Source organism: Polaribacter cellanae (assembly GCF_017569185.1).
Lineage (GTDB): Bacteria > Bacteroidota > Bacteroidia > Flavobacteriales > Flavobacteriaceae > Polaribacter > Polaribacter cellanae.
This window is the reverse complement of sequence record NZ_CP071869.1, coordinates 73,506-100,026: the sequence shown is the minus strand read 5'-3', so window position 1 is coordinate 100,026 and position 26,521 is coordinate 73,506. Positions and strand designations below refer to the sequence as shown.

Here is a 26,521-nt window from a genome sequence, read left to right as displayed (position 1 = left end):
TATAAAAACGTAATGAGAAAAAATTAAAAACGATTGTCACCATCTAAAAGATCTCCAATTCCACCTAAAACACTTCCTTCTCCCCTTTTTCCACCTCCCAATCTTGGCGCCATTGCTAAAACTCTTCCTGCTAACCTGCTAAATGGTAAAGATTGTATATAAACAGTTCCTGGTCCACGTAAAGTTGCAAAAAATAAACCTTCGCCACCAAAAACAGTGTTTTTAATACCACCTACAAACTCTATATCATAATCTACCTCTTTTGTAAAACCAACAATACAACCTGTATCAACTTTTAAAACCTCTCCTGGTTTTAGTACTTTTTTCGCCATAGTTCCTCCAGCATGAATAAAGCCCAAACCATCACCTTCCATTTTTTGCATGATAAATCCTTCGCCACCAAATAAACCTCTACCTAATTTTTTAGAAAATTCAATTCCTATAGAAACACCTTTTGCAGCACACAAAAAAGCATCTTTTTGGCAAATAAACTTTCCACCAAATTCCGTTAAATCAATAGGAATAATTTTACCTGGATAAGGAGAGGCAAATGAAACTAACTTTTTACCAACACCATTATTGGTAAAAACCGTCATAAACAAACTCTCTCCTGTTAAAATTCGTTTTCCAGCGGAAAATATCTTTCCTAAAATTCCTTTTTCTTGGTTAGAACCATCTCCAAAAATTGTGTTCATTCCTATTTGGTCGTCCATCATCATAAAAGTTCCAGCTTCTGCAACAACTCCTTCTTGTGGATCTAATTCTATCTCTACAAATTGCATTTCTTCTCCAAAAATCTGGTAATCGATTTCATGTGCATTTTTTCCTCTACTATAACTTGAGGAATTTTGAGGAATTTTATCTTGATACATATCTATTTCTTTTTTGGTTAAACATTAACTATAAGAGCTTAAACATTAAAAATTGTTACATAATTTTACAAAAAATTATTTTTTTATCCTTACACTCCAATGAAATTGAAATTTAGAAACCACTACTCCATCTTCGTTTTTTCCTTCGGAAGTTAAAACAACCTTTTGTCCTTCTCCAGTTTTTATAGATTCTTGGATGGCGCTTCTAATTTCATTACCATCTTTACAGGTAAATAAAATTTTTCCAGTCGCTTTTTTATAAAAATCTGCTTCTTGATGTGTAACCAACATTGATATTTTTTGTTTAGAATCGTAAATAGCTTTCATTACTAAAATGCCAGTAGGCATTTCTGCAGCCATTCCCTGTGCCGCCCAAAACATGCTTTTAAATGGATTTTGATTCAACCATTTGTGCTTTATAGAAACCACGACTTCTGTATTTGTAATTTTGCGAACTCGCACGCCTCCTAAATATGCCAAAGGAAGTTTTATAAGGTTAAAAAGGTTTACTTTTTGTGGAGTAAATTTCATTTTTATCGAAAATTTTGAAGAAAAAATAATTTGTTATTAGCATTATTCAGAAGCACAATATACTTAAAATTAAGTTATAAAACTCAATAACAGTAATTGTTTCAGCTCTTTTTATGTTGAAATGAATCAAAAATTAAAATGTTAAAGAAATGTTAATAATAGTACTATGTATTGCATAATACTATTTTTAAGACATATATTTGCATAAGAAAGTATTATATAGATTTAATAAAATGAAACAAAACAACGAAAATACCAACGCATTTTTAATACATTTATCTGCATTTACTGGTTTTCTGTTTCCTTTTGGAAATATAGTGGCACCATTAATTGCTTGGCAAACTTTAAAAGATAGAAGTCTTTATTTAGACGAACAAGGTAAAGAAGCTGTAAATTTTAACATCAGTTATACGTTATATGTTTTTATTATAAGTATTGCATTTGTTCCATTTGCATTTGGTTCTATTTTTAGAAACTTTAGAAATTTCAACAATATAGACATTAACATAAATTTCGATAATCTTTTTGGTTTTATAGGTTTAGGATCTATTGCAGGCATTATTTACTTAATAGGAATTGCACTGGTAATTATAGCATCTTTAAAAGCGAAAGATGGTGAAAATTACAAATACCCTTTTACTATAAAATTTGTAAAATAAAACACGAGCATGAAGCATAAAAAAATATATATAAAAATTAATTTCCTAAAGTTTTCTTTTATTGAAAACGTTCAATTAGGAACTCAACCAACAAATACATGAAGATAGAAAACACAAAAGCACAAATGCGAAAAGGTGTTTTAGAGTATTGCATTTTATCCATCTTAAAAAATGGCGATGCTTATACTTCTGAAATTCTTTCCACATTAAAAACTGCAGAAATGATTGTGGTTGAAGGGACCATTTATCCACTATTAACACGTTTAAAAAACGCAGGTTTATTAACCTATAGATGGGAAGAATCCACTTCTGGACCACCAAGAAAATACTACGTTTTAACAGAAAACGGAACTATGTTTTTAAAAGAATTAGACAAAACATGGAGCAACTTAATCAATTCAGTAAACCAAGTAATTAGCAAAAAACCAACAACAGATGAATAAGACAATAAATATAAATTTAGGCGGATTTTTCTTCCATATAGACGAAGTCGCTTATCAAAAATTAAAAAGATATCTAGAATCTATTTCTAGGTCTTTAAGCGACGATCCTCAAGGAAAAAACGAAATTATCGCAGATATAGAAGCACGAATTAGCGAACTTTTATCAGAAAAAATTACAGACGCAAGACAAGTAGTTAACGAAAGCGATATCGACGATATTATTGCAATTATGGGACAGCCAGAAGATTATGCAGAAGCAGAAGAAGCATACGATAATTCTAGTTATTCTTACACAAGAAATAACGCCTCTGGAAAAAAATTGTTTAGAGATGGAGATGATAAATTTATTGGTGGTGTTGCCTCTGGAATTGCACATTATTTCGATGTTGATACCATTTGGATTCGCCTTGGTTTATTAGCCTTATTCTTTGGAGCTGGTTTTGGAATAATATTATACATTATTCTGTGGATTTTGCTTCCAGAAGCAAAAACAACTGCCGAAAAATTACAAATGGAAGGCGAACCTGTTAACATCGATAATATCGAGAAAAAAATTCGAGAAGAATTTAATAATGTTTCAGAAAATGTTACTGTTTTTGCAAACCAAGCATCAGAAAAAATTAAAGATGGTGCAAACGAGTTTTCAGAAAAAATGAGCAAAACCTTTAGAGCAAAGACAAAAAAAAATAACGGACTGCAAGATTTTTTAAATGCATTAGGCAACATTTTCTTGGTGCTTTTAAAAGTAATTGGAAAATTTATTGGAGCAATCTTAGTATTTGTGGCAGCAGCAGTTATTTTATCTCTAATTATTGGAGGGTTTTCTGTAGGGAGTTTAGAATTTTTAAATTTTGGTGAAGAAATATTGCAATATCCAGAGTTTTTCTATGCATCTACCATACCAATGTGGGTTTTAACATTGTTTCTTTTTTTACTAATTGGAATACCTTTTTTGGTCTTATTCGTATTAGGTCTAAGAATACTATCTAGCAGTGTGAAACAATTTAGCAAAACCACTTCTTTAACTCTTTTAGGAATTTGGATTATCGCTTTATTAGGAATCATTTTTGCTGGTTTAGAGTTTGGAGCTTCGCATGCGAAATATGGACAATCTGTAGAAAAAAACACGTTAAACATTCAAAGGAACGATACCTTAGTTTTAAAAATGAAGAATGATGATGCCATTTATTATCAACATAACTTAAGAAGAAATTCTCGAAAATACAAGGTTGAAATTGACGATAAAGTCGCAATGTATTCCAATGACGTAGAAATAAATGTAAAAAGAAGTGCTACAGACGAAGCTTACTTTGTTGTACAAAAAGAATCTCGTGGAAAAAGCAGAATTAGAGCAAACAAAACTGCCGAAAAAATTGAGTATAAATATGAGATTACAGGAAATGAAGTTGTTTTCGATGCATTTTTCTTATCTGATGTTACCAATATTTGGAAAGACGAAGAAGTTGATATTACTGTGTTTATCCCAGAAAATATGACCATTTATTTCGATAATTCTGTAAAAAACTTTATTTACGACATTAAAAATGATGAAAAAATTCGTGATAAAAATATGCTTAACAGATATTTTACAATGGGTAAAAATATGTTAGAATGTACAGATTGCGTAAAAAAAGAGGAGGATTTAAAAGAAAGTAAAGAAGAAACAATTTAAACTACAATTAAGCTTTAAATTTATATTGTTAGGCAACTAAACTTCTGTTGTAAACGTCTATTAATAGACTTTTACAATCTAAAACAAACTAATATCATGAAAAAATCAATCAACAAAATCGTAGCAATTCTTTTTTTAGCAACCGTATTTACCTCTTGTGGAGTAGATATGTTTAACAGAGTTAATGGAAATAGAAATGTAACGATTGAAGATAGAAAAGTAGACGAAAATTTTTCTGGAATAAAAGTAAGCACAGGAATCGATCTTTATATAACACAAGGAAACACAAACAAAGTAACAGTTGAGGCTGATGAAAATCTTCACGACATTATTATTACAGAAGTAAACGATGGTGTTTTAAGAATCTATTCAGAAAAAAATATTTGGAAGGCAAAAGCCCGAAAAGTACATGTTACCATACAAAATTTAAATCTTTTAAAAGCCACAAGTGGAAGCGATGTGTATGGAAAAGGAGTTATTAAAACCCAAGAAATTTCTATTGCTGCAACAAGTGGTGCAGACATTCAAATTGAAGTAGATGCAGAAAGTGTAGAAACTGCTTCTACAAGCGGTTCTGACATTAACATTTCTGGAATTACCACCAACCATGCTTCAAGTGCAACAAGTGGAAGTTCTATTGATGCTTACGAATTAAGAAGTGCTAATGTAATTGCAAAAGCAACAAGTGGAGCAGACATTAACATTTTTGCTTCCGATAAAATTGAAGCAAAAGCAACAAGTGGTGGCGATATCGACTTTAAAGGAAATCCTAAAATAGTAAATAAGAAATCTTCTTCTGGAGGAAGTATTTCAAAAAAATAAGACAATTTATGTCAGTTCGAGCGCAGTCGAGAACTAATAAAAGCTCATTTAAATAAACTTTTCAATTGAGCCTAAAAAGACAAAAAAAGTAAGTTCTATTGATAATATTACTAAAAATTTAATTGATCAATCTAAAGAATTAGAGTAAAAATCAATCAACCAAAACCAAGATCTCTTGAGGCTAGCAATAGCCTCAAGTTTTCAAAACCAAACCAACTATGAAATCTCTTTTAGAACCTTTTAAAGATTCTGTAATTCTTAAAATAATTATGGTAGTTATACTGTTTTTGTTTAGCTTATGCAGCAATGCACAAGTATCTAAAACTTCGGAATTGTACCAAACATTAAAATCTAAAGACAGTATTATTTTCGAAAATGCTTTTAATAATTGTAATCTTAAAAAATTAAAACCAATAATTGCAGATGATTTTGAGTTTTATCATGACGTTGGTGGCATTCAAAATAAAGAGCAGTTTTTTGAAGCTGTAAAAAATAGCATTTGTGCCAAGCCAGGAAATCATACAAGAACACTTATAGAAAATTCTTTAGAAGTTTTTCCGATGAAGAAAAACGGAGAATTATATGGCGCGATTCAAAAAGGGAAACACACGTTTCAAGAAAAACAAAACGGAAAATTAACAACAGTTGGTATTGCAGACTTTACACATCTTTGGATATTTGAAAATAAAATTTGGAAACTAAAAAGGGTTTTAAGTTACAACCACAAACCGTATTCCGATTAAAAATTTATTAGAAAGCTAACTTCTAATATGGTTACTAATACTTGGTTTTATTAGTTTACTTGGTAAGACGTCGTTTTGTAAAAAAACGGCGCTTACTTTTTAAAAAAATACCAACCTCCTACTTCCTTTCCAAATGCTCCTCAATATCTGCAATATGATGTTGTAAAGCTTGGGCAGAAATTTGTATTTCTTTAATTAGTAAACCCAAGGAAATTATCAATAAAATAAGTGCAAAACCAAAAATATATACAGCTGTTATTTGTAAACCAACATAAATTAAAAACATTGTTAACACACAAAATAATAAACTACTTATTCCAAAAATTTGCATCCATCTTGTAAGATTTAATCTTAATTTTAAGTTTTTAATTTGTCTTAGTAAAGAATCGTCTTTCTTCTCTAAATAAATATCATGCAAATTTCTAATAACTGCTGCATAAGCCAAAAAACGATTTGTATAAGCAAGCATAATCAAAGAAATTGCCGAAAATAAAAGTGCTGGTGTTGTTAAAGTCAGTTGTTCCATAAAGAATCAAAATTAGGTAATAATTTTAAGACAAAAGATATTTTCTAATGGTGTTATCGTTTTTTTTGAATTAAATTCGCAGTAAAAATACTTCGTGATTCAAAAAATTAGAAAATTTGGTTTCCTTACAAAAGGCTTCGTTTATGGCATTATTGGTGTTCTAACCTTTTTAGCAGCACTAAATATTGGCGGAAAAGTTTCTGATAAAAATGGCGTTATTACTTTTCTGGAAAATCAAATTTTTGGGAAAATATTGTTATTAATTGTTGGTCTAGGAATGCTTTCTTATGCTGTTTGGCGTTTTTACAAATCTTTTTTAGTCTTAAAAAAAGAAGATAAAAAAACGAAATATTTCATGTCTATCGATTTCTTTTTTCGAGGAATTATTTATAGCTCTTTTGCAGTTTCAATTTTATATAAAATTTTTAATCAGCCTAAAAAAGGTGCTTCCAAAGAAACGCTTGTAGCCAAAGTTTTACAATTAGAAATAGGATCTTATGTTTTGTATGCAGTTGCTATTATTATCTTTTTTTCTGCTATCAATCAATTTTATATTGTATATCAAAATATATTTCTTAAAAATATCGAAAAATCTAAAAACATTGCTTCTTTTAACTTTTTAGAAAAATCTGGTAAATTCGGTATTACTTCAAGAGGAATTTCATTTTTAATTTTTGCTTGGTTTATTTTTAAAGCGGCTTCCCAGAAAAATCCCGATAAAATAAAAGGAACACAAGAAATGTTTAGCTATTTACACGATTTAACATTTGGGTCTGTATTAATGGCAATTATGGCTTTGGGATTTTTAAGTTATGGTGTTTTTCAATATTTCTATGCAAGGTATAGCGAATACTAAAGTTTTTTTATTTTTATGTATTTTTGGTGGATGAAAAAACTTCTTTTACTGCTTTTTTTTACCATCTCTCTTCTTAGTTTTTCTCAAGAATTACCAAATGGTTTCGTTTACTTAGATAATGTAGATAATACAATCCAATATGAATTAAGATATCTTTCGAACAATAATTTTATAGGAAAAAAAATAGATGGGTACAAAAGTAACTGTGTAATTGTTTCTAAAGAAACTGCCAATGCTTTAAAAATTGTACAGCAAAAATTACTAAAAGACGGTCTCAGTTTAAAAATTTTCGATGCTTACAGGCCACAACAAGCAGTAAATCATTTTGTTCGGTGGGCAAAAGTGCTTAACGATACTTTAATGAAAAAAGAATATTATCCAGAAGTTCCAAAATCCGAGCTTTTTAAACGAGGCTATATTGCTTCAAAATCGGGTCATACAAGAGGAAGCACTGTCGATTTAACAATTGTAGATGTAAAAACTGGAAAAGAATTAGATATGGGAAGTCCGTTTGATTTTTTTGGAATTCAGTCCCATCCATTTTATAAAAACATCAACAAAAAGCAAAAAGAAAATAGAATGTTTTTGCGAAAAATAATGATGGAACATAATTTTAAGCCCTATAATAACGAGTGGTGGCATTTTACTTTAAGAAACGAACCTTTTCCAAAAACCTACTTTAATTTTCCTATTGATTAAAAGTTTAACAAAAATGAAAGAATTTCAACAAAAATCGGCATTATATTTGCTTTAGTTAGGATAAACGTTTCCAAAATGAATACAAAAATAAAGTTTATATTTTTTACAATCTGTTTTTTATCTACGGTTCCCTTTTTCGGGCAATTAGATAAAACAAATGGCGGAAAAGTGAATGAAAAAGGAACCTCTGTTACTTTAAAAAATAAAAAAGTTTCTGTAAAACCAACTTCAATAGAATTAAAAGGAGACTTAGGTTTTAAGAAAGCGTACGAAAAAGAGCAAGAAAAATTAAAGCAACAACAAGACAAAGAAAATCTTCAAAATAAAGGAATTTTAACTCAAAAAAAGTTAACTGAAGCTCGTTTTTTAAAAGCTTTTAAGAAAATAAACGGACGCTATGTTTATCCGAAAATAGACCAAGATTTAGGGAGCATTCGAACAAATTCTAACAGTGTTAATATTATTTGTAGAGATTACCAATATCCAGATGGAGATAGAGTTACCATTCTAGTAAATAACATTCCAGTGGTTACCAATATTCTATTAAAACAACGTTACCAAAGTTTTAACATTCCTTTGGAAGTAGGTATTAATAAAATAACCATATTAGCATTAAACCAAGGAACTTCTGGGCCAAACACTGCTGCTTTTAAAGTATATAACGATGCTGGTATGTTGCTTTCTTCTAACGAATGGAATTTAGCCACAGATGCTAAAGCTACATTGTTAGTAGCAAAAGATAAATAAATAGTAAAAAATCTTAACGAAATCGTTTAAGTTAAATCGAAAAATGATGTTTTTTTATTCTATTTAAAACAGTTATTTTTGTATTTCGATTTATAAAAACTCAATTTTATAATCTTCATTATAAACAAGAATCATTAGAATGAAAAAAATAACCAAACAGACCTATTTAGATTGGTACAAAAACATGCTTTTTTGGCGTAAATTCGAAGACAAATTAGCTTCGGTTTACATTCAACAAAAAGTAAGAGGTTTCTTGCATTTATACAATGGACAAGAAGCTATTTTAGCGGGTGCATTACATGCAATGGACTTAACTAAAGATAAAATGATTACTGCCTACAGAAATCACGTACAGCCAATTGGAATGGGAGAAGACCCTAAAAAAGTAATGGCAGAACTGTTTGGAAAAGCAACAGGAACCTCTAAAGGAATGGGAGGGTCTATGCATATTTTTTCTAAAGAATTTCGTTTTTATGGAGGTCATGGAATTGTTGGAGGACAAATACCTTTAGGAGCAGGAATTGCTTTTGGAGATAAGTATAAAGGAAACGATGCTGTTACCTTAACTTGTTTTGGAGATGGTGCTGCAAGGCAAGGTTCTTTGCACGAAGCTTTTAATATGGCAATGTTATGGAAATTACCTGTTATATTTATTGTAGAAAACAATGGATATGCAATGGGAACTTCTGTCGCAAGAACCGCAAATCACGAAGATATTTGGAAACTTGGTTTAGGATACGAAATGCCTTGTGGACCAGTAGATGCTATGAATCCTGTTAAGGTTGCAGAAGCTGTAGATGAAGCCATCCAAAGAGCAAGACGTGGAGATGGTCCTACTTTCTTAGAAATGAAAACCTATAGGTATAGAGGACATTCTATGTCGGATGCACAACATTATAGAACAAAAGACGAAGTAGAAGAGTACAAAAAAATAGATCCTATTACACAAGTAAAAGATGTTATTTTAGAGAAAAACTACGCTACAGAAGAAGATATTAAAGCAATTGATAAAGAAGTTAAGAAAATGGTGGCAGAATGTGAAAAATTCGCAGAAGAATCTCCATTTCCAGAAACTCAACAAATGTATGATATGGTTTATGAACAACAAGATTATCCTTTTATAAGTTAGAATATGGCTACAGTTATAAATATGCCGCGTTTAAGTGATACCATGGAAGAAGGTGTTGTTGCGCAATGGTTAAAGAAAGTTGGAGATAAGGTAGAAGAAGGTGATATTTTAGCAGAAATCGAAACCGATAAAGCTACAATGGAATTCGAATCTTTTCATGAAGGTGTTTTATTACACATTGGTGTTCAAGAAGGCGAAACGTCTCCTGTAGATACATTATTGGCAATTATTGGTGAAGAAGGAGAAGATATTTCCGATCTTTTAGCTGGTGGTTCTTCTGATGAAAAATCGGCTAAAAAAGAAGAATCTAAAGAAGACAAAAAAGAAAATTCGAAAGAAGAAAATTCTAATGATGATTCTGCTGAAACTCCAGAAGGAGTTAACGTAATTACAATGCCACGTTTAAGTGATACCATGACAGATGGTACTGTTGCAACTTGGTTAAAAAAAGAAGGAGATGCTGTTGAAGAAGGCGATATTTTAGCAGAAATCGAAACAGATAAAGCAACTATGGAATTCGAATGTTTCTATGAAGGAACCATTCTTTACATTGGTGTTCAAGAAGGCGAAACTGCTCCTGTAGATAGCTTATTAACCATTATAGGACCTAAAGGAACAGATGTTACTGCATTGGTTAAAAATGGTGGCACTACAAAAGGTAAATCCTCAGAAAAGAAATCGGACACAAAAACTGAAAAGAAAGAAGAGAAATTTTCTGATAAAAAAGAAGAAACAAAAACTGCGAATACAACTACTAATAATTCTGGCGGAAGAATTTTCGCTTCTCCATTAGCTAAGAAAATTGCTTCAGAAAAAGGAATTAATTTAGCAGATGTAAATGGTTCTGGTGAAAACGGAAGAATCATTAAAAAAGATGTGGAAAATTATACACCTAAAGCAACAGTTTCTGTAGAAACTCCTTCCCCAGCATCTAAAGCTGCAACTCCATCATTTTCTATTACAGGAGAAGAAAAGTCGGAAGAAGTTAAAAATTCGCAAATGCGTAAAGCAATTGCAAAATCTTTAGGAAATTCTAAGTTTTCTGCTCCAGATTTCAGTTTAAATATTGAAGTAGATATGGACAATGCAATCGCGTCCCGTAAAACAATCAATGCAATACCAGATACGAAAGTATCTTTTAACGACATGGTTGTAAAAGCGTGTGCGATGGCTTTACAGAAACATCCTCAAGTAAATACTTCTTGGACAGATAATAATACAGTGTATCACAGTCACATTCATGTTGGTGTTGCTGTTGCAGTAGATGAAGGTTTATTAGTGCCAGTTATAAAACATACCAACCAAATGAGTTTAACTCAAATTGGTGAGACTGTTAGAGATTTAGCTGGCAAAGCAAGACATAAGAAAATTACGCCTGCAGAAATGCAAGGAAGTACTTTTACGGTTTCTAATCTGGGAATGTTTGGTATCGAGAATTTTACGTCTATTATAAATCAACCTAATTCTGCAATATTATCTGTAGGTGCAATTGTAGAAAAACCGGTTGTTAAAAACGGACAAATAGTTGTTGGAAACACCATGAAATTGACATTAACTTGCGATCACAGAACTGTAGATGGTGCTGTTGGTGCTCAGTTCTTACAAACATTAAAAACATTTATAGAAAATCCTGTTACTATGTTAGCCTAGTTTTCTTTTAAATATATTTTATAGAACCAGCGAAATTCGCTGGTTTTTTTTTTATTTTCAATTTAGAGAACAACTTATACGAATTCTTTATTCAAGTAAAAAGAATAAAGAAATTTTCCTTAACGAAAAATTAGGGTAAATCTTTAGAAAAATAAGTATTAAAGTTTTAAATAATACTAAAAAGAAACAAAATTATAGGCGATACAAAATGTTAATTTAATAAGAAACACTAATATTAAAAAAAGAAGCTGTATAAAAATTTAGAACTTGTTATTTTAAGTTAATTTTTATACAGCCCTTATAATTGAAAAAAATGTAGATTACATTTTTACCATTTTAGAGACTACACCCGTAATAATTTCCTGCCCTTGAAGTGCCATTTTCATATCTATTTTAGAATTTGTAGGAATTCCAGATTTTCTGTTTATATTCATATTTCCAGAAATTGTTCCTGTTGCCATTCCACCAACTGTACCTGTAACATCTAATTTTACATTAGAAGCTGTTATCTCTACAACTTTATAGGTAAATTTTAACTCCATTCCTTTTTCATTCTTTTCCATAGACCATTCAGTTCCAACTTTTACGGTTTCTTTTGGATAGACAACATTTCCAGATTGTTTTAACATTTCTTCTGCTCCAGGAACATTAGGTTCTACTTTGGTTTCTAAAACCTCTCCTCTATTATTTCCTTTAGAAGTAAAGTTAGCTTTTAAAAATGGCCCCATTTGAGTCGCCATCATTTTTCCTGTTTCATCTAAATCCTCTTCTTTTTTAGACGAATCATAGCTCATAATTTGTCCACCTTGCATCATGTCCATAGACATTTTTGAGATTTTCATGTTAGATGTAAATACATCTCCTGTAACAGAAGTTATATTTTGTTTCATAGTCATCATAATAGTAGAAGACATTGCTGCTCCTGCATTCTGAGTAACTTTCATATCTATTTTATAAGTATCTCCTTTCGCATAATTAAGTCTTAACAATGCTGTTTCTTGTGCTGTTGCATTAACTGTTGCTACCAACACGAATAAAAATAACAATTTTTTCATTTTATTATAAGTTTAATATTATTATATGTGCGAATATAATTGAATCTAAATAAAAAACGCTCAGAAAATCTGAACGTTTTATAAATCTATGGATATTTTAACTTTTTAGAAATCTTGATTTACATCCCAAGCTTCCAATGTTTCTTTTAGTGTTTTAATAAACATACCACCTAAAGCACCATTTACAACTCTGTGATCGTAAGAATGAGATACAAACATTTTTTGTCTTATCCCTATAAAATCGCCTTCTGGAGTTTCAATTACTGCAGGTATTTTTCTAATAGCTCCTAAAGCTAAAATTGCAACTTGTGGTTGGTTAATAATTGGTGTTCCCATTACAGAACCAAAGCTACCAACATTGGTTACAGTATATGTTCCTCCTTGAATTTCATCTGGTTTTAAAGCATTATTTCTTGCTCTTGTAGCCAAATCATTTACGGATTTTGTCATGCCTACTAAATTCAACTGATCTGCATTTTTAATTACAGGCACAATTAAATTTCCATCTGGTAAAGCGGCTGCCATTCCTAAATTAATATTTTTCTTTTTAATAATATGCTCTCCATCAACAGCTATATTAATTAATGGATATTTTTTTATGGTAGTTGCAACAGCGTGCATTAATATTGGCGTAAAAGTTAACTTCTCTCCTTCTCTTTTAAAGAAAGCATCTTTAACTTTTGTTCTCCACTTTACAATATTGGTAACATCGATTTCGATAAAAGATTGCACATGTGCAGAAGTTTGAACAGAGTTTACCATGTGTTTGGCAACCAATTTACCCATTCTACTCATTTCAACAATTTCATCTCCACCATTTACAGAAACTGGTGTGGCTTTTTGAACCTCTTTTGGGATTGATTTTTCAACTCTAATTTCTTGTTTAGGAACTGCTGTCGTTTTTGGAGTAGATTTTCTATTTTCTATATATAATAAAATATCTTCTTTAGTAACTCTTCCATCTTTACCAGAACCTGCAATGGTTTCTAATTCTTCCATAGAAACACCTTCTGTTTTGGCGATATTTCTAACCAAAGGTGAGTAAAATTTACCTGTATTTGAAGTTTTAGATACTGGAGTTGCAACAACTTTGTTTGCTTTTTCTACTGTTTTTTCTACTTCTGCAATTTGAGATTTCTCTACTGAAATTTCGGAATCGCTAGAAACGACAGTTTCTTCATTATCTGAACTTTCATCTTCTCCATCTGTTTCTATAATTGCGATTGTTGCGCCAACAGCCACAACTTCATCTTTTTCAAATAATATTTCTACTAGAGTTCCTTCTACTTCAGAAGGTACTTCAGAATCTACTTTATCTGTCGCAATTTCTACGATAGCTTCATCTAATTCTACTGTTTCTCCAACTTCTTTTAACCAAGAGGTAATGGTTGCTTCTGCAACACTTTCTCCCATCTTTGGTAATTTTAATTCGAATCTTGCCATTTATATCAATTTTTAAGAATGCAAAAATACTAAAAAATGAATGATTTTTCATTAAAAATAGTATGAAATTGATTTTTTTTAAACTTAAAACTTTTAAATTATTCATAATAAAAAAAGCTAAAAACAAATTATATTGAATATAATTCAGTTTTTAGCTTAAAAATTAAATATATAATAACAGATTAATTATTTCTTTCCAATCTTCTTTTCACTTTTTCTAACACTCTTTTTGCTCTTTCCAATTCTCTTTCGGCACTTTTTAGCTCACTTTCTGCTATTTTTTTAGCCTCTTCTTTTGAGTCTGTACCAGAAATGGCATCTTTTAAAACCTCTCCAAAATCGCTCATCATTTCTACAATTTTAGAATTTGCATATTCTTTATCTACGTAGATTTTTAAAGTATCGTCTGTTAATTTACAATCGTATAATTTGTCTCCATTTTCAGTTTTAATCCATCTAAAAGTATCTCCAGAAGTCGTTAGATTAGAATTTCCTAATTTGTCTACCAATAGTTTTTTAATAGCACCTGTTTTACTTTTATGAAATCTTGCTGTAAACTTATAAATATTATCGTTTCTTTTTATAGGCACATTCAGAAAATAGGTTATTTTTAAAAATGCAGCTAAAATTGCGGGCAGAATTATTTAAATTCTACCCTCAATTTTTGTTTTAAAGCTGTTTTAAGTGTTCAGTTTCTTAAAAACTTCCCAACAAGACATACCTCTCCCATAAAACTATATTCAATGCTTCAAATTTAGACTACTTGTTGTGCTGTTTTAGCTATTTTTCTTCGGCCAATTTCAAGAGCATTCCCTGTGTGTATTCCAAAGAATATCCATAGAATTTCATTCTTTTTAGTTTTGGCTTTTATTTTTCGTAAGTGATAATATTCTTTATCCTTTCCAAAAGAACCTTCTAATCTTGTAGCTCTTTCTTTTGCGATAATAGCTCTAAGTTGCTTTTTTTCTTTATGATTTTTCGGCTTTTTTCCCTTGGGGATAAAGTCTGTTTCTATGTTCTTAGAACTACAGTGTTTTCTATTTTTATTGGTGGCATAAATTTTATCTGCTCCAGCTATTTTTACTTTTTTTCGAGTTAATCCTTGTGCTTTTTGGACTGTTTGAATAAAACGATTTCCTTCATGAAATGCATTAAAGTTAATATGTTCGATAAAGCTAATTCCATCAATTTGAACTTTGTTAACTTTTGCTCCAAATTCAACAGGTTTTACTTCCTTTCCTCGAACAATAGGACGAATATAATCCTTTTGAATGCTTACAATTCTATCTTTGATTTTTTCTCCTGTATCAAAATGATCTTTTTGTTGTTTGTAAATCCTTTGAATTGTATTTATTCGCTTATAATACAAAGCTATAAACTCAATATTGTGATTTTCTGACAACTCTTTTTCAAAGTTGATAAATTTACTTAACAGATTGAGTAAACCTCGGGTTAATGAAATACGTTTCGACTTGGTTTTTCTTCGCATTTTACTAAATCCTTGATAACGTTTTTTCCACTTGATATATTTACTTCTAATCATTTTAACCCCTAATATAGAGCAGGTTTTACGTAATTGATTGTACAACCAATGAACCGACTCCCAAAGTAATTTTTGGATGCTAGGGTAACGAACTTCACTTTCATAACAAGTAGCATCCATTACAATTTGATTGGGGTTTTCAATTTCGTTTTTCCAAGAGTTGAATAGAATTTTTTCTATGGAATTAATATCGAGTTTCTCTGCTAATTCACAACGTATTTGGCTCACTATTTTATAGTTTGTTAAGCGTTCAAAACCTAGTTCTATATCACAGAAAAATTGATAGTCTAAATTCGAGTTTAGTTGCTCAATCAATTTTCTATCTGAACAATTAGCATAATGTTTTAAAAACATTAAACCTAGTCTTCCTTTAGGACTAAAAAGATAGTTTCTCCCTTTTGATTGTTCAGAAATACCAAAAGAGCTAACTAAATCATTCCAAGGAATTGCAGAGTAGATTTTACCTAAATCTCCCTCTAAAAATCGCGCATAATGAGCATCATAATTCTCGCTGAGGGGAAAAAATTGAAATGCGGTGTTGCATTTCAGAAATTCTTCGTACTTTCATAATTGTCGAAATTAAAACCCCGTTTTTTGCCTATATTGGCCATTTTCGGGGTTTATTATAGCTACAAAATACAACAAATCCCTCGTAAAAACAAGGGATTCGTTGTTTTATGAAAGTGCCTTTATAGATACAGATGAATTTTCTTCTTTGCTATCTGTATCGAAAGTAATCGAATAAGAAGTACTTTTAGATGTAGATGTAGATGGCGTTTTTGGTTTTTTTGGTGTCGTTTGAGAAAAAATACTCGTTGTTAAAAACGATGCAATTAATACTGGTAATAATAAAAATTTCATAATAAAAGGTTTAAGATTAATATGCTACAAATGTATATCTCAAAACCACCTAAAACAAAGAAATACAACTCGTTAACTTACGATTAACTTTAAATGGGTACTACATTTACACAAGTATATGTATTTATAAAATTTGGAAAACTCAAAAAAGAACCCCGCTTTTCAACGGGATTAATTCAACTAAAAACCTAAAAGAAGTTAAAACTTCTTTTAGGTTAAGTTTCATTAACCTTAAATTCCAAACCAATTCCACGTGTGCTTTCTATGGATATTGATGTATCTTCTTTAAAATATTTACGAATTCTACTGATAAAAACATCCATACTTCTTCCTGTAAAAAAATCGTCGTTTTGCCAAACAGCTTTTAGAATTTCTTCTCTTTTTAATAATTGATTTTTATGCACATATAAAAAACGAATCAATTCTCCTTCTTTTTCTGTTAGTTGTTGCATATTCTCATCCATTTTTAACTCTAATCTCCTGGTATTGAATTGATACTTACCAATGGTTAAAATTTCGTCTTTATTTATTTTTGTTGATAATTTTTGAGTTCTTTTTAGAATATTATTCAACCTTAAAACCAATTCATCTGCTTCGAAAGGTTTTACAATATAATCGTCTGCCCCCAATTTTAACCCCTTTAATTTATCTTCTTTCATTTTTCTGGCAGTCAAGAAAATAAAAGGAATTTCTGGGTTAATTTCTATAATTTTTTCAGCTAAAGAAAACCCGTCTAATTTTGGCATCATTATATCTAACACACAAATATTAAAATTATTTTTTTGAAAGATTTTTAAAGCTTCTTCTCCATCTTTTGTCCATTCTACAGAAAAGCCAGACATTTCTAAATACTGTTTTAAAATGCTTCCAAAATCGATATCGTCTTCTGCCAATAAGATATGTTTGTTTGTGCCCATTATTTTAAAGGAATTTTAATGGTAAATGTACTTCCGACATTTTCTTCACTTTCAACAAAAATATTACCTTTATGTGCTTTTATTATTTGATGTGTGTAATACAAACCCAACCCTAAACCTTTTACATTATGGACTTCTTTATTACCAACTCTGTAAAATTTATCAAACAAAAATGGTTGTTGTTTTTTAGGAATTCCAATGCCATTATCTTTAATTGAGATTGTAAAATTGTGTTTTATTTTTGCTGAAATATGTATTTCTAAACCTTCTTTTCCGTACTTAACTGCATTTTCTAAAATGTTTAAAATTGCTGTGGTAAAATAAAACTTATCAATTGAAATTTCTTTATTTACAGTAATATTCTTATAGATTTTTATACTTTCTGAATCTAAAGAAAGTTGAAAATCATTAACAATCATATCCAAGTAATCGTTTGTATTTACAACTTCTTTGTGTAATTTAATTTCTTGATAACCTAAAGAATTATTCAATACTTGATCTATCAATTTTTGCAAACGAATATTTTGTCTTTCTATAGTGCTTACAGTATTTTCTATAATAGCTGGCTGTTGTTTTACTTCATCTTTTTTCAGCATTTTTGTAGCCAAAGTTAAGGTCGCCAAAGGTGTTTTTAATTCGTGTGTTATGTTATTTACAAAATCGGTTTTTATATCTGCAATTTTCTTTTGTGTGATTAAATTTTTTATGGAATAATACAATAGGCCAAAAACAAATAAGAAAATAAAAACAGAGAGAATTAACAAACTCGCCATTCTTCTTAGCACAATTTTCTCCCAACCATCTATATTCATTAAATCTTGGGTTTCGAACTGAAGATTAAAAGTAACTGACTTTGTTTTTCCATTAATAATTTTTTGAAAAGTATGGTCTGTTAACCACATAGAATTACTTACTTTGTGGCCATCTTCTATGGAAAAATCGTCTCCTAATAAACGAAAAGAAGGTTTTGTTTGTGATTGAAAAACCGTATCGTTTTTAATGCTATCTAAAAGAATAATTGTTTTTACTTGCTTTTGAAATTTAAGATTAGAACCAATATTTCTCTTAGATAATTCCGTTTTAAATTTGTTAATATATGTGTTATTAATAGAATCTGTTATGGAATTTAAATTTTGTAAAACTTCTTGTTTCGTTATTTTTTTAACTTGATAATCTGCAATAACATTTAAGAAATAGGCTTGCCAAGCATCGTTCATTTGATCTAAACTTGGCGATAAATCGTCTATCCTCGAAATAGATTCTCTGGTTTCAGAAATAAAAACGTCTTTTTCTAATTTATAGGTGTTGTTAATTAAATAAGCCTGTACTAAAGAGAGTGCTAATAAACCTAAAATAGATGCAATAATAAGAAGTCTAATTTTTTTACGCATTTTCAAAAATAAGAATTCCTTTTTCTTTTTAATGAAAAATTAGCACGTTAACCTTGCGTTAACTTAAAACAAAAATGCAAGACTAAATTAGTCTTGCATTTTTATATTTTCTAAGAAATCCAATTTTTAGGTTTTCTTAAAACTTTTAACAACCTTTCTTCTTCAGAATTTTCTGTTGGATGGTAGTCGTATTTCCACTGAACAATTGGTGGTAAACTCATTAAAATACTTTCTATTCTTCCGTTTGTTTTTAAACCGAAAAGGGTACCTCTGTCATGCACCAAATTAAATTCCACATACCTACCTCTTCTAACTTCTTGCCAATCCTTTTGCTCTCTTGTAAACGAAGTTTCTTTTCTTTTTTCTACAATTGGAACATAGCTTTCTAAAAAACTATTTCCAACTTCTGTAACAAAATTGAACCTATCTTGTATTGAAAATTCTTCAGTCTCTTTTAAGTAATCGAAAAACAAACCTCCAATTCCACGTGCTTCGTTTCTGTGCGAATTCCAGAAATAGTTGTCGCAAGTTTCTTTAAATTTCGGATAAAAATCTGAATGATGTTTATCGCAAGCTTTTTTACAAACTGTGTGAAAATGTATTGCATCTTCGTTAAACAAATAATAAGGAGTTAAATCTTGACCTCCACCAAACCATTGGGTTACAATTTCTCCTGCTGAATTGTACATTTCGAAATAACGCCAGTTTGCATGCACAGTTGGCACAAAAGGATTTATTGGATGTAAAACCAAACTCAACCCGCAAGCGAAGAAATTACCTTCTTCTACGCCAAATTGTTCTCTTAATGCTACTGGTAATTCGCCAAATACTTTAGAAATATTTACACCTCCTTTTTCGAAAATTGCGCCATTTTCTATCACACGAGTTCTACCTCCACCACCTTCTGCTCTTTTCCAATTGTCTTCTTGGAATTTAGCTTTTCCATCAATTGCTTCTAATTTTGAAGTAATTTGGTCTTGGAGATTTTCTATGTATGTAAAAAATTTATTCTTCATAATCCTATCCTTACTCCTTTCCAAAGGAAAGGAAACTCTTGTTCTAAAACCGCTCCAAGTTTCTTCCCTTTGGGAAGATTAAGATGGGCTTTTATATTCTTTTACAGCATCTATAAACGCTTTAGCATGGTCTAAAGGAATGTTTGGTAAAATTCCATGACCCAAATTTACAATGTATTTATCTTTTCCAAATTCGTTAATCATTTGAGTAACCATTTTCTTGATTTCTAATGGTGGGGAAAACAGTCTTGTAGGGTCGAAATTACCTTGTAAGGTTATATTTCCACCAGATAAATAACGTGCATTTCTTGCGGAACACGTCCAATCTACACCCAAAGCAGAGGCGCCTGATTTTGCCATTTTATCCAATGCAAACCAACAACCTTTCCCGAAAGCAATTACGGGTGTTTCATCTTTTAAAGCATCAATTATTTGCTGTATATATTGCCAAGAAAATTCTTGATAATCTGTAGGAGACAACATTCCGCCCCAAGAATCGAACACTTGAACTGCATTTACACCAGCAGCAACTTTTGCTTTTAAATACGCAATTGTGGTGTCTGTAATTTTTTGTAATAAACTATGTGCAACCACAGAGTTTGTGAAACACAATTCCTTTGCTTTATCGAAATTTTTAGAACCTTGCCCTTGTACACAATAACATAAAATTGTCCAAGGTGAGCCTGCAAAACCGATTAAAGGAACTTCGTCATTCAGCTTTTCTTTGGTTGCTTTAATGGCATCCATTACATACCCCAAAGTATCTCGAATATCTGGTACAATTACAGAATCTAAATCTTTTTGAGTACGAATTGGATTTGGTAAATATGGCCCAAAATTTGGTTTCATTTCCACATGAATATTCATAGCTTGTGGAATTACCAAAATATCTGAAAACAAAATTGCAGCATCCATTCCATATCTACGAATTGGCTGCACCGTAATTTCTGATGCCAATTCTGGAGTTTGACAACGTGTAAAGAAATCGTATTTCTTTTTGATTTTTTGAAATTCTGGTAAATATCTTCCTGCTTGACGCATCATCCAAACTGGTGGTCTATCTACAGTTTCTCCTTTTAATGCTCTTAAAAATAAATCGTTTTTTATCATAATATTTTATTAACCGCGAAGACGCAAAAGTTCGCAAAGGTTTTACAAGTTGTTCACTATTCTTTTAATTCCGTATTTGATTAAACTCACATTAAAATTTATTAATAACCCAAGTTTACAATCTGATAATCTTAAATACGTTATCATTTGTGCTGTATGAACATCATCTAACTTTTTAACCGATTTTAGTTCAATAATTACTTTATTTTCAACCAATAAATCTATTCTATAACCAGCTTCTAATTTTAGATTGTTATAGACTACAGGTAGTACTTTTTGTCTTTCAACTACTAAATTTCTTTCATCCAACTCGTAAAATAAACAAGTTTCATAGGTGCTTTCTAATAAACCAGGGCCAAGAGTTTTATGAACTCTATAAGCACAATCAACAATTATCTTAGAAATTTCATTTTCTGAAAGTGAACTTACATATTCCATTTTTACTTCTTAGCTATCTTTGTTTCTTTGGGGTTTATTTGAAAATATAATTTTAAATAGTTGAAACTTTTTCCATCGCTTTATCAACTGCATTTGCTATTTTTTGAATATCCTTATCATTTAAGGCAGATGATAAAAACCAAGCTTCGAATTGACTTGGAGGTAAAAACACTCCATTTTTTATCATTTCCCAAAAGAAAACTGCAAACTTTTCTGTGTCGGATGTTTGTGCTTTTTCAAAGTTTGTTACTTCCACATTTGTGAAGAAAGGATTTAGCATAGAACCAAATCTATTTACCACTAAATCTACATTGTATTTTTTAGCAGTTTCTAATAAAATAACTTCTAAAATGCTTCCTGTTTCTTCGAACTTTTTATACGGATTTTGTTTCTTCAATTCTGTTAAAGTTGCAATTCCTCCTGCCATTGCAATTGGATTTCCACTTAACGTTCCTGCTTGATACATGCCTCCTAAAGGTGCAACTTCTTGCATAATTTCTTCTCTTGCTCCATAAGCTCCTACTGGAAAACCTCCACCAATTACTTTTCCTAAACACGTAATATCTGCAGTAATACCTAACAATTCTTGTGCTCCTCCAAATTTAGAACGGAAACCTGTCATTACTTCATCTGCAATTAATAAGGCGTTTTTAGATTCTAAATATTTTTTTAATTCTACTAAAAATCCATTTTGCGGAATGGCAACACCCATATTTCCACAAATGGGTTCGATAATTACTCCTGCAATATCATCGTATTTTTCGAAATGTGCTTTTACACTTTCTAAATTATTGTATTCTGCAATTAACGTGTTTTTTACTGCGCCTTCTGGCACTCCTTTACTTCCTGGCATACTTAAAGTTGCCAAACCAGAACCTGCTGCAACTAATAAAGAATCTTGATGCCCATGATAACAACCAGAAAATTTAATAATTTTATCTTTTCCTGTAAAGGCTCTCGCCAAACGAACTGCGCTTAAAACAGCTTCTGTACCAGAATTTACAAATCGTACTTTATCTATTCCTGGAAAAGCATCGCAAACTATTTTTGCTAATTTAATTTCTGCTTCTGTAGATGCTCCAAAAGAATAACCATTTTTTAAGGCTTTGTCTACTCCTTTTTGCACTTTTTTATGTCTGTGACCTAAAATCATTGGTCCGTAAGAAAGTACTAAATCTACATATTCATTTCCATCTACATCTGTAATTTTAGTTCCTTTTGCTTTTTTAATAAACAACGGGTTTCCACCAACTGAAGAAAAGGCTCTTACTGGAGAATTTACGGCTCCAACCAAGTTTTTTAATCCTTTTTTATATAATTTTTCTGATTTTTTGAACATAATAAATGTGTAATTGTGTATTTGTTTAATCGTGTAATTGTTGAACAGTTACACAATTAAACGATTTAACGTTTCAACAGAACCTTCGCTGCTTCTTTCGCAAAATACGTAATAATAATATCTGCTCCTGCTCTTTTCATAGAGAGTAAACTTTCTAGCATCACTTTTTCACCATCAATCCAACCTTTTTCTGTTGCTGCTTTTACCATTGCATATTCTCCACTTACATTGTAACATGCAATGGGTCTGTCGAAATTATTTTTTAAATCGCGAATAATATCTAAATAAGACAATGCTGGTTTTACCATTAAAATATCTGCTCCTTCTTGGTCGTCGAATGTTGCTTCACGCATTCCTTCATCTCTATTTGATGGATCCATTTGATAGGTTCTTCTATCTCCAAAGGTTGGCGCAGAATCTGCAGCGTCTCTAAATGGTCCATAAAATGCAGATGCATATTTTACGGAATATGCCATAATTGGTAAGTTCAAAAAACCTGAATTATCTAAAGACTGACGGATCATATCTATGGTTCCATCCATCATTCCTGAAGGTGCCACCATATCTACACCTGCTTTTGCGTGCGAAATTACTTGTTTTGCTATATTTACAAGAGTTGCATCATTATCCACATCGTTATTGTGTACAATTCCACAATGCCCATGAGAAGTATATTCGCAAAAACAAACATCTGTAATTACATATAAACTTGGATAATTCTTCTTAATAAAACGAACTGCTTGTTGTATAATTCCATTATCATTCCAAGTCTCTGTTCCTGCAGAATCTTTGTTTGATGGGATTCCGAATAATAAAACTGCAGGAATTTTTAATGCTACAACTTCTTCTAATTCTTTCGAAATTCTATCTAAAGACCAACGTTTTATTCCTGGCATAGAAACAATTTCTGTTTCTATATTTTTACCTTCTTCAATAAAAAGTGGATACACAAAATCGTCTACAGAAAGTTTGGTTTCTCTTACTAATCTCCTAATTCCTTCTGTTTTTCTTAATCTTCTTGTTCTAAACATAAATTTTAGCTTATGCCAGGTCGAGCGCAGTCGAGACCTAATTTATAAAACCTCTCGACTGCGCTCGAGGAGATACTACTAATTATTCTAAGTAATGAGAATTTACCAAATTCAAAACACTTTCTACATCTGGTATGTTTGCAACTTTTACATCTTTAAAGTGTTTTCTTGCTTCTACAGCTGTAGTTTCTCCAATACAAAAAGCGGTTTTATCTGTTGTGTTTTCTTCTAAATAACTTTCAATACCAGATGGGCTATAAAATAATACTCCAGAAACATCATCTACAATTTTTACTGGACTTAACATTGTTTTGTAAGCCTCTACTTCATTTACAATAATATCATGCGCTTGTAAATAGGTTGGCAAAACATCTAATCTTATGTCGCTACAAAAATAAGTTACTTCTTTAACGTCTGTTTCTTTAGAAATATATTCTGCTAATTTTAATCCGTTTTTGGCAACTTTTGTTACTTTACCGATTCTTTTTTCAATCAGTTTTTTGGTTCTTCTTCCTACACAAAAAATATTCTTGAAATTAAGTTCGTCTTTTGTGAAAGAGTTTAAAATCGCTTCTACTCCATTCTGACTCGTAATAACCACATTTTCGTGAGGTGTTTTCATCACTTTTGTGGGAATTCTATTAAAACGAATTTTAATAAAATCGCTATCTTCAACTCCTATTGAATTTGGCAACGTCTTCTTTTGAATTTCGGATAACTTTTTCGTAGAATATATTTTATTTTTCACGGGAGATTCGCCTTCAATATCTTCTAAAATAATCTCTCTTCCTCCTCTATTGATAATATAATCTGCACAGTCTTTTGCTAAAAACTTATGACTTCCTAATCTTGCAGTTTTGTTTACTGTAAGTTTTTTAGAGCCGTCTTTTTTTAACAAAACACCTTTAAAATGTATTTCTTCGGTTTTTGCATCTACATAAGCCAAAGCTCCAATGGGTGCTGTACAACCACCTTCTAAAAGTCTTAAAAAATCACGCTCTATACCTACACATACTTTTGTTTCATGATGGTTTAATTGTTCACAGGCGTCTAAAACGTAATTATCTTTTTCTGAAGCAGTAATCATAACTGCGCCTTGTGCTGGTGCAGAAACCATCCAAGATAAATCTATAACATTTTTTGGTTTTATACCTAATCTTTCTAAACCTGCTGCTGCAAAAATTGCTCCATTCCAAGTTTCACTTTTTTCTAATTTTTCTAAGCGAGTATTTACGTTTCCTCTTAAATCTTCTACTCTATGTGTTGGATATCTGTTTAACCACATTGCTTTTCTCCGCAAACTTCCTGTGGCTATAATTCCATTTGGCTGTCCAAAAAACTCTTCTGTATCTTTTAAAACTAAAACATCGTTGTAATTTCCTCTCTTTAAAACTGCTGCTTGCACAATGCCTTTTGGTAAAGCTGTTGGTACATCTTTTAAAGAATGTACTGCAATATCTATATCGCCATTTAAAATTGCAATGTCTAAATTTTTTGTAAAAACACCTATAATACCTAATTCATACAGGGGTTTGTCTAAAATTATATCTCCTGTAGATTGTATAGGAACTAAAACAGATTCGTATCCTAACTCTGTTAGTTCTTTGCGTACTTTTTTAGCCTGCCAAAGCGCTAACTGGCTGGTGCGAGTTCCTATTCTTATTATTTTTTGCATGATTTTATATTAAGATTGAAAAACTTTTTGGATGACTTCGATACTTTCTGTAACCGAAGTTTCATCGTTTTTTAAATGTTTTACAAACTGTGTAGTTATTTTTTGAATAAAACGTGTAGTTAAAATCTCTGCCTGATTTTCATCAAAATTGATAATTTTTTTCTTCTGAAAATTAATTTCATCATTTTTAATAGACTCTAAAGATTCTTTTAAAACTGCAATCGCAGGCGTAAATCTTCGATGATTTAACCAAGCGTTAAAGTCTGTTTTATGTGTTTCAATAATATTTTCTGCAACCGGAACTTCTGCCAAACGAACTGCTAAAGTTTCGTGCGTTATTTTAGAAAGTTCATCTACGTTTACCAAAGAAACACCATCAAAATCAGTAACATCTTTTGCTACGTTTTCTGGCATCGATAAATCTAAAATTAACAGTTCTTTATTTATTGAAATGTTATTTTTTGTAATGGTTGGTTTATCTGCACCTGTAGATACAATTAAAACGTCTGCGTTATTTACTTCTGTTGATAATTTCTCTATTACAGATTTTCTAATGGACTTGTGTTCTTTTACAAATTCAGTTGTTTTTTCTTCTGTTCTATTAATTAAACAAACCGATTTATTTTGTGTATATTCTGCTAAATTTTTACAGGTATGTTTCCCCATTTTACCCAAACCAAAAACCAAAATATTTTTAGAATTATAATCTGGTAAATTTTTTATGATATATTGAACAGCTGCATAAGAAACAGAGGTTGTTCCTGAGCTTAATTTGGTGGTATTCTTTACTTTTTTACTTGCTTGTAAAACACAATTTACTAAGCGTTCTATGTAAGCATTTGTGGTGTTTAAACTTTTTGCTAATTTAAAAGATTGTCTTAATTGACCAACAATTTCGTAATCGCCTAAAATTTGACTTTCCAAACCTGTGCCCATTCTAAACAAATGGCTAATTGCTTCTTGGTTTTTATTGATACTACAAATTGCATTGAATTCTTTTGTTGTTCCTTCAGAAAAATCGCACAATAGTTCTATTAACAAACAAGGTCTGTTTGCAAAACCAAAAATTTCGGTTCTATTGCAGGTAGAAATTATAAAAATTCCAGAAATACCTTTTTCTTTTGCAGACTGTAAAAGTGCTGTTTGGTTTTCTTTAGACACAGAGAACTTTCCACGCATTTCTGCATCTGCTTTCTTGTAACTAACGCCAATATTGTAAAAGTACTCTTGCCCTAATGCTTTCATAAAATCTAAAAAGATGCTACAAAAGTAAAAACTACATTTACAAAAAAGTATCGCTTAAAGAACTTTTAATAACGATAAATGTTTTTTCAATTTTATTTGCTATTAAAT

Annotated in this window: 27 protein-coding genes; 10 read left to right on the top strand and 17 right to left on the bottom strand. The window is 30.7% G+C overall.

Annotation, left to right across the window (positions count from 1 at the left end; genetic code table 11):
* Window positions 1-23: 23 nt before the first annotated feature.
* Both J3359_RS00485 and J3359_RS00480 read right to left on the bottom strand, forming a co-directional pair.
* Complete coding sequence (locus J3359_RS00485; RefSeq protein ID WP_208078744.1) at window positions 24-872, bottom strand: TIGR00266 family protein; 849 nt, start codon at window positions 870-872, stop codon at window positions 24-26.
* Window positions 873-947: 75 nt separating this feature from the next.
* Window positions 948-1,403, bottom strand: a complete 456-nt coding sequence (locus J3359_RS00480) for a DUF4442 domain-containing protein (RefSeq protein WP_208078743.1) — start codon at window positions 1,401-1,403, stop codon at window positions 948-950.
* A 233-nt stretch (window positions 1,404-1,636) separates the two neighbouring features.
* Here J3359_RS00480 and J3359_RS00475 point away from each other — a divergent pair, with 233 nt between their 5' ends.
* The 5 genes from J3359_RS00475 to J3359_RS00455 all read left to right on the top strand — a co-directional run bounded on the left by J3359_RS00475 (window position 1,637) and on the right by J3359_RS00455 (window position 5,742).
* Window positions 1,637-2,062 carry a DUF4870 domain-containing protein gene (locus J3359_RS00475; protein WP_208078742.1) on the top strand — a complete coding sequence of 142 codons (426 nt, stop codon included), beginning with the start codon at window positions 1,637-1,639 and terminating at the stop codon, window positions 2,060-2,062.
* Window positions 2,063-2,160: 98 nt separating this feature from the next.
* Window positions 2,161-2,505 (top strand): PadR family transcriptional regulator, encoded by a 345-nt coding sequence (locus J3359_RS00470; RefSeq protein WP_208078741.1) that lies wholly within the window; start codon window positions 2,161-2,163, stop codon window positions 2,503-2,505.
* A complete protein-coding gene (locus J3359_RS00465; protein ID WP_208078740.1) occupies window positions 2,498-4,177 on the top strand; it encodes a PspC domain-containing protein in 1,680 nt (559 codons plus the stop codon). The genes J3359_RS00470 and J3359_RS00465 overlap by 8 nt, the downstream gene beginning before the upstream one ends.
* Before the next feature lie 96 nt (window positions 4,178-4,273).
* Window positions 4,274-4,999, top strand: a complete 726-nt coding sequence (locus J3359_RS00460) for a head GIN domain-containing protein (RefSeq protein ID WP_208078739.1) — start codon at window positions 4,274-4,276, stop codon at window positions 4,997-4,999.
* Window positions 5,000-5,217: 218 nt separating this feature from the next.
* On the top strand, window positions 5,218-5,742 hold the full coding sequence (locus tag J3359_RS00455; RefSeq protein ID WP_208078738.1) for a nuclear transport factor 2 family protein: 525 nt from the start codon (window positions 5,218-5,220) through the stop codon (window positions 5,740-5,742).
* 118 nt (window positions 5,743-5,860) lie between these two features.
* Here the strand turns inward: J3359_RS00455 and J3359_RS00450 are convergent, their stop codons facing one another.
* Window positions 5,861-6,268: a DUF2721 domain-containing protein gene (locus J3359_RS00450; protein ID WP_208078737.1), complete on the bottom strand. Its 408-nt coding sequence runs from the start codon at window positions 6,266-6,268 to the stop codon at window positions 5,861-5,863.
* 94 nt (window positions 6,269-6,362) lie between these two features.
* Here J3359_RS00450 and J3359_RS00445 point away from each other — a divergent pair, with 94 nt between their 5' ends.
* From J3359_RS00445 to J3359_RS00425, 5 genes are all read left to right on the top strand, one after another.
* Window positions 6,363-7,124, top strand: a complete 762-nt coding sequence (locus tag J3359_RS00445; RefSeq protein ID WP_208078736.1) for a DUF1206 domain-containing protein — start codon at window positions 6,363-6,365, stop codon at window positions 7,122-7,124.
* Window positions 7,125-7,154: 30 nt separating this feature from the next.
* Window positions 7,155-7,823 (top strand): M15 family metallopeptidase, encoded by a 669-nt coding sequence (locus tag J3359_RS00440; RefSeq protein ID WP_208078735.1) that lies wholly within the window; start codon window positions 7,155-7,157, stop codon window positions 7,821-7,823.
* Between the two features lie 75 nt (window positions 7,824-7,898).
* On the top strand, window positions 7,899-8,570 hold the full coding sequence (locus tag J3359_RS00435; protein ID WP_243765963.1) for a hypothetical protein: 672 nt from the start codon (window positions 7,899-7,901) through the stop codon (window positions 8,568-8,570).
* 139 nt (window positions 8,571-8,709) lie between these two features.
* The gene (gene pdhA / locus J3359_RS00430) at window positions 8,710-9,699 is read left to right on the top strand and encodes a pyruvate dehydrogenase (acetyl-transferring) E1 component subunit alpha (RefSeq protein WP_208078733.1); all 990 of its coding nucleotides are present in this window, start codon (window positions 8,710-8,712) and stop codon (window positions 9,697-9,699) included.
* Between the two features lie 3 nt (window positions 9,700-9,702).
* Window positions 9,703-11,349 carry a dihydrolipoamide acetyltransferase family protein gene (locus J3359_RS00425; RefSeq protein WP_208078731.1) on the top strand — a complete coding sequence of 549 codons (1,647 nt, stop codon included), beginning with the start codon at window positions 9,703-9,705 and terminating at the stop codon, window positions 11,347-11,349.
* Between the two features lie 320 nt (window positions 11,350-11,669).
* Here the strand turns inward: J3359_RS00425 and J3359_RS00420 are convergent, their stop codons facing one another.
* The 14 genes from J3359_RS00420 to hemA form a co-directional block, all read right to left on the bottom strand.
* Window positions 11,670-12,404, bottom strand: coding sequence for a hypothetical protein (locus J3359_RS00420; RefSeq protein ID WP_208078729.1), 735 nt, complete (start codon window positions 12,402-12,404; stop codon window positions 11,670-11,672).
* Between the two features lie 105 nt (window positions 12,405-12,509).
* Entirely contained in the window at window positions 12,510-13,847 is a 1,338-nt protein-coding gene (locus tag J3359_RS00415; protein ID WP_208078727.1) for a dihydrolipoamide acetyltransferase family protein, read from the bottom strand.
* Window positions 13,848-14,029: 182 nt separating this feature from the next.
* Window positions 14,030-14,437 carry a hypothetical protein gene (locus J3359_RS00410; protein WP_208078725.1) on the bottom strand — a complete coding sequence of 136 codons (408 nt, stop codon included), beginning with the start codon at window positions 14,435-14,437 and terminating at the stop codon, window positions 14,030-14,032.
* 164 nt (window positions 14,438-14,601) lie between these two features.
* Window positions 14,602-15,849, bottom strand: a complete 1,248-nt coding sequence (locus J3359_RS00405; protein ID WP_496559661.1) for a transposase — start codon at window positions 15,847-15,849, stop codon at window positions 14,602-14,604.
* Window positions 15,850-16,065: 216 nt separating this feature from the next.
* Entirely contained in the window at window positions 16,066-16,251 is a 186-nt protein-coding gene (locus tag J3359_RS00400) for a hypothetical protein (protein WP_208078723.1), read from the bottom strand.
* Between the two features lie 215 nt (window positions 16,252-16,466).
* A complete protein-coding gene (locus J3359_RS00395; protein ID WP_208078722.1) occupies window positions 16,467-17,168 on the bottom strand; it encodes a response regulator transcription factor in 702 nt (233 codons plus the stop codon).
* The gene (locus J3359_RS00390) at window positions 17,168-18,559 is read right to left on the bottom strand and encodes a sensor histidine kinase (RefSeq protein WP_208078720.1); all 1,392 of its coding nucleotides are present in this window, start codon (window positions 18,557-18,559) and stop codon (window positions 17,168-17,170) included. The genes J3359_RS00395 and J3359_RS00390 overlap by 1 nt, the downstream gene beginning before the upstream one ends.
* Window positions 18,560-18,669: 110 nt before the next feature.
* The gene (gene hemF / locus J3359_RS00385; RefSeq protein ID WP_208078718.1) at window positions 18,670-19,575 is read right to left on the bottom strand and encodes an oxygen-dependent coproporphyrinogen oxidase; all 906 of its coding nucleotides are present in this window, start codon (window positions 19,573-19,575) and stop codon (window positions 18,670-18,672) included.
* Window positions 19,576-19,653: 78 nt separating this feature from the next.
* A complete protein-coding gene (gene hemE / locus J3359_RS00380; RefSeq protein WP_208078716.1) occupies window positions 19,654-20,685 on the bottom strand; it encodes a uroporphyrinogen decarboxylase in 1,032 nt (343 codons plus the stop codon).
* Window positions 20,686-20,727: 42 nt separating this feature from the next.
* On the bottom strand, window positions 20,728-21,123 hold the full coding sequence (locus J3359_RS00375) for a GxxExxY protein (RefSeq protein WP_208078714.1): 396 nt from the start codon (window positions 21,121-21,123) through the stop codon (window positions 20,728-20,730).
* Window positions 21,124-21,175: 52 nt separating this feature from the next.
* Window positions 21,176-22,465, bottom strand: a complete 1,290-nt coding sequence (gene hemL / locus J3359_RS00370) for a glutamate-1-semialdehyde 2,1-aminomutase (RefSeq protein ID WP_208080376.1) — start codon at window positions 22,463-22,465, stop codon at window positions 21,176-21,178.
* A gap of 62 nt (window positions 22,466-22,527) precedes the next feature.
* On the bottom strand, window positions 22,528-23,493 hold the full coding sequence (gene hemB, locus J3359_RS00365) for a porphobilinogen synthase (protein WP_208078713.1): 966 nt from the start codon (window positions 23,491-23,493) through the stop codon (window positions 22,528-22,530).
* An 82-nt stretch (window positions 23,494-23,575) separates the two neighbouring features.
* On the bottom strand, window positions 23,576-25,168 hold the full coding sequence (gene hemC / locus J3359_RS00360; protein ID WP_208078711.1) for a hydroxymethylbilane synthase: 1,593 nt from the start codon (window positions 25,166-25,168) through the stop codon (window positions 23,576-23,578).
* Window positions 25,169-25,177: 9 nt separating this feature from the next.
* Window positions 25,178-26,413, bottom strand: a complete 1,236-nt coding sequence (gene hemA, locus J3359_RS00355; RefSeq protein ID WP_208078709.1) for a glutamyl-tRNA reductase — start codon at window positions 26,411-26,413, stop codon at window positions 25,178-25,180.
* Window positions 26,414-26,521 lie beyond the last annotated feature (108 nt).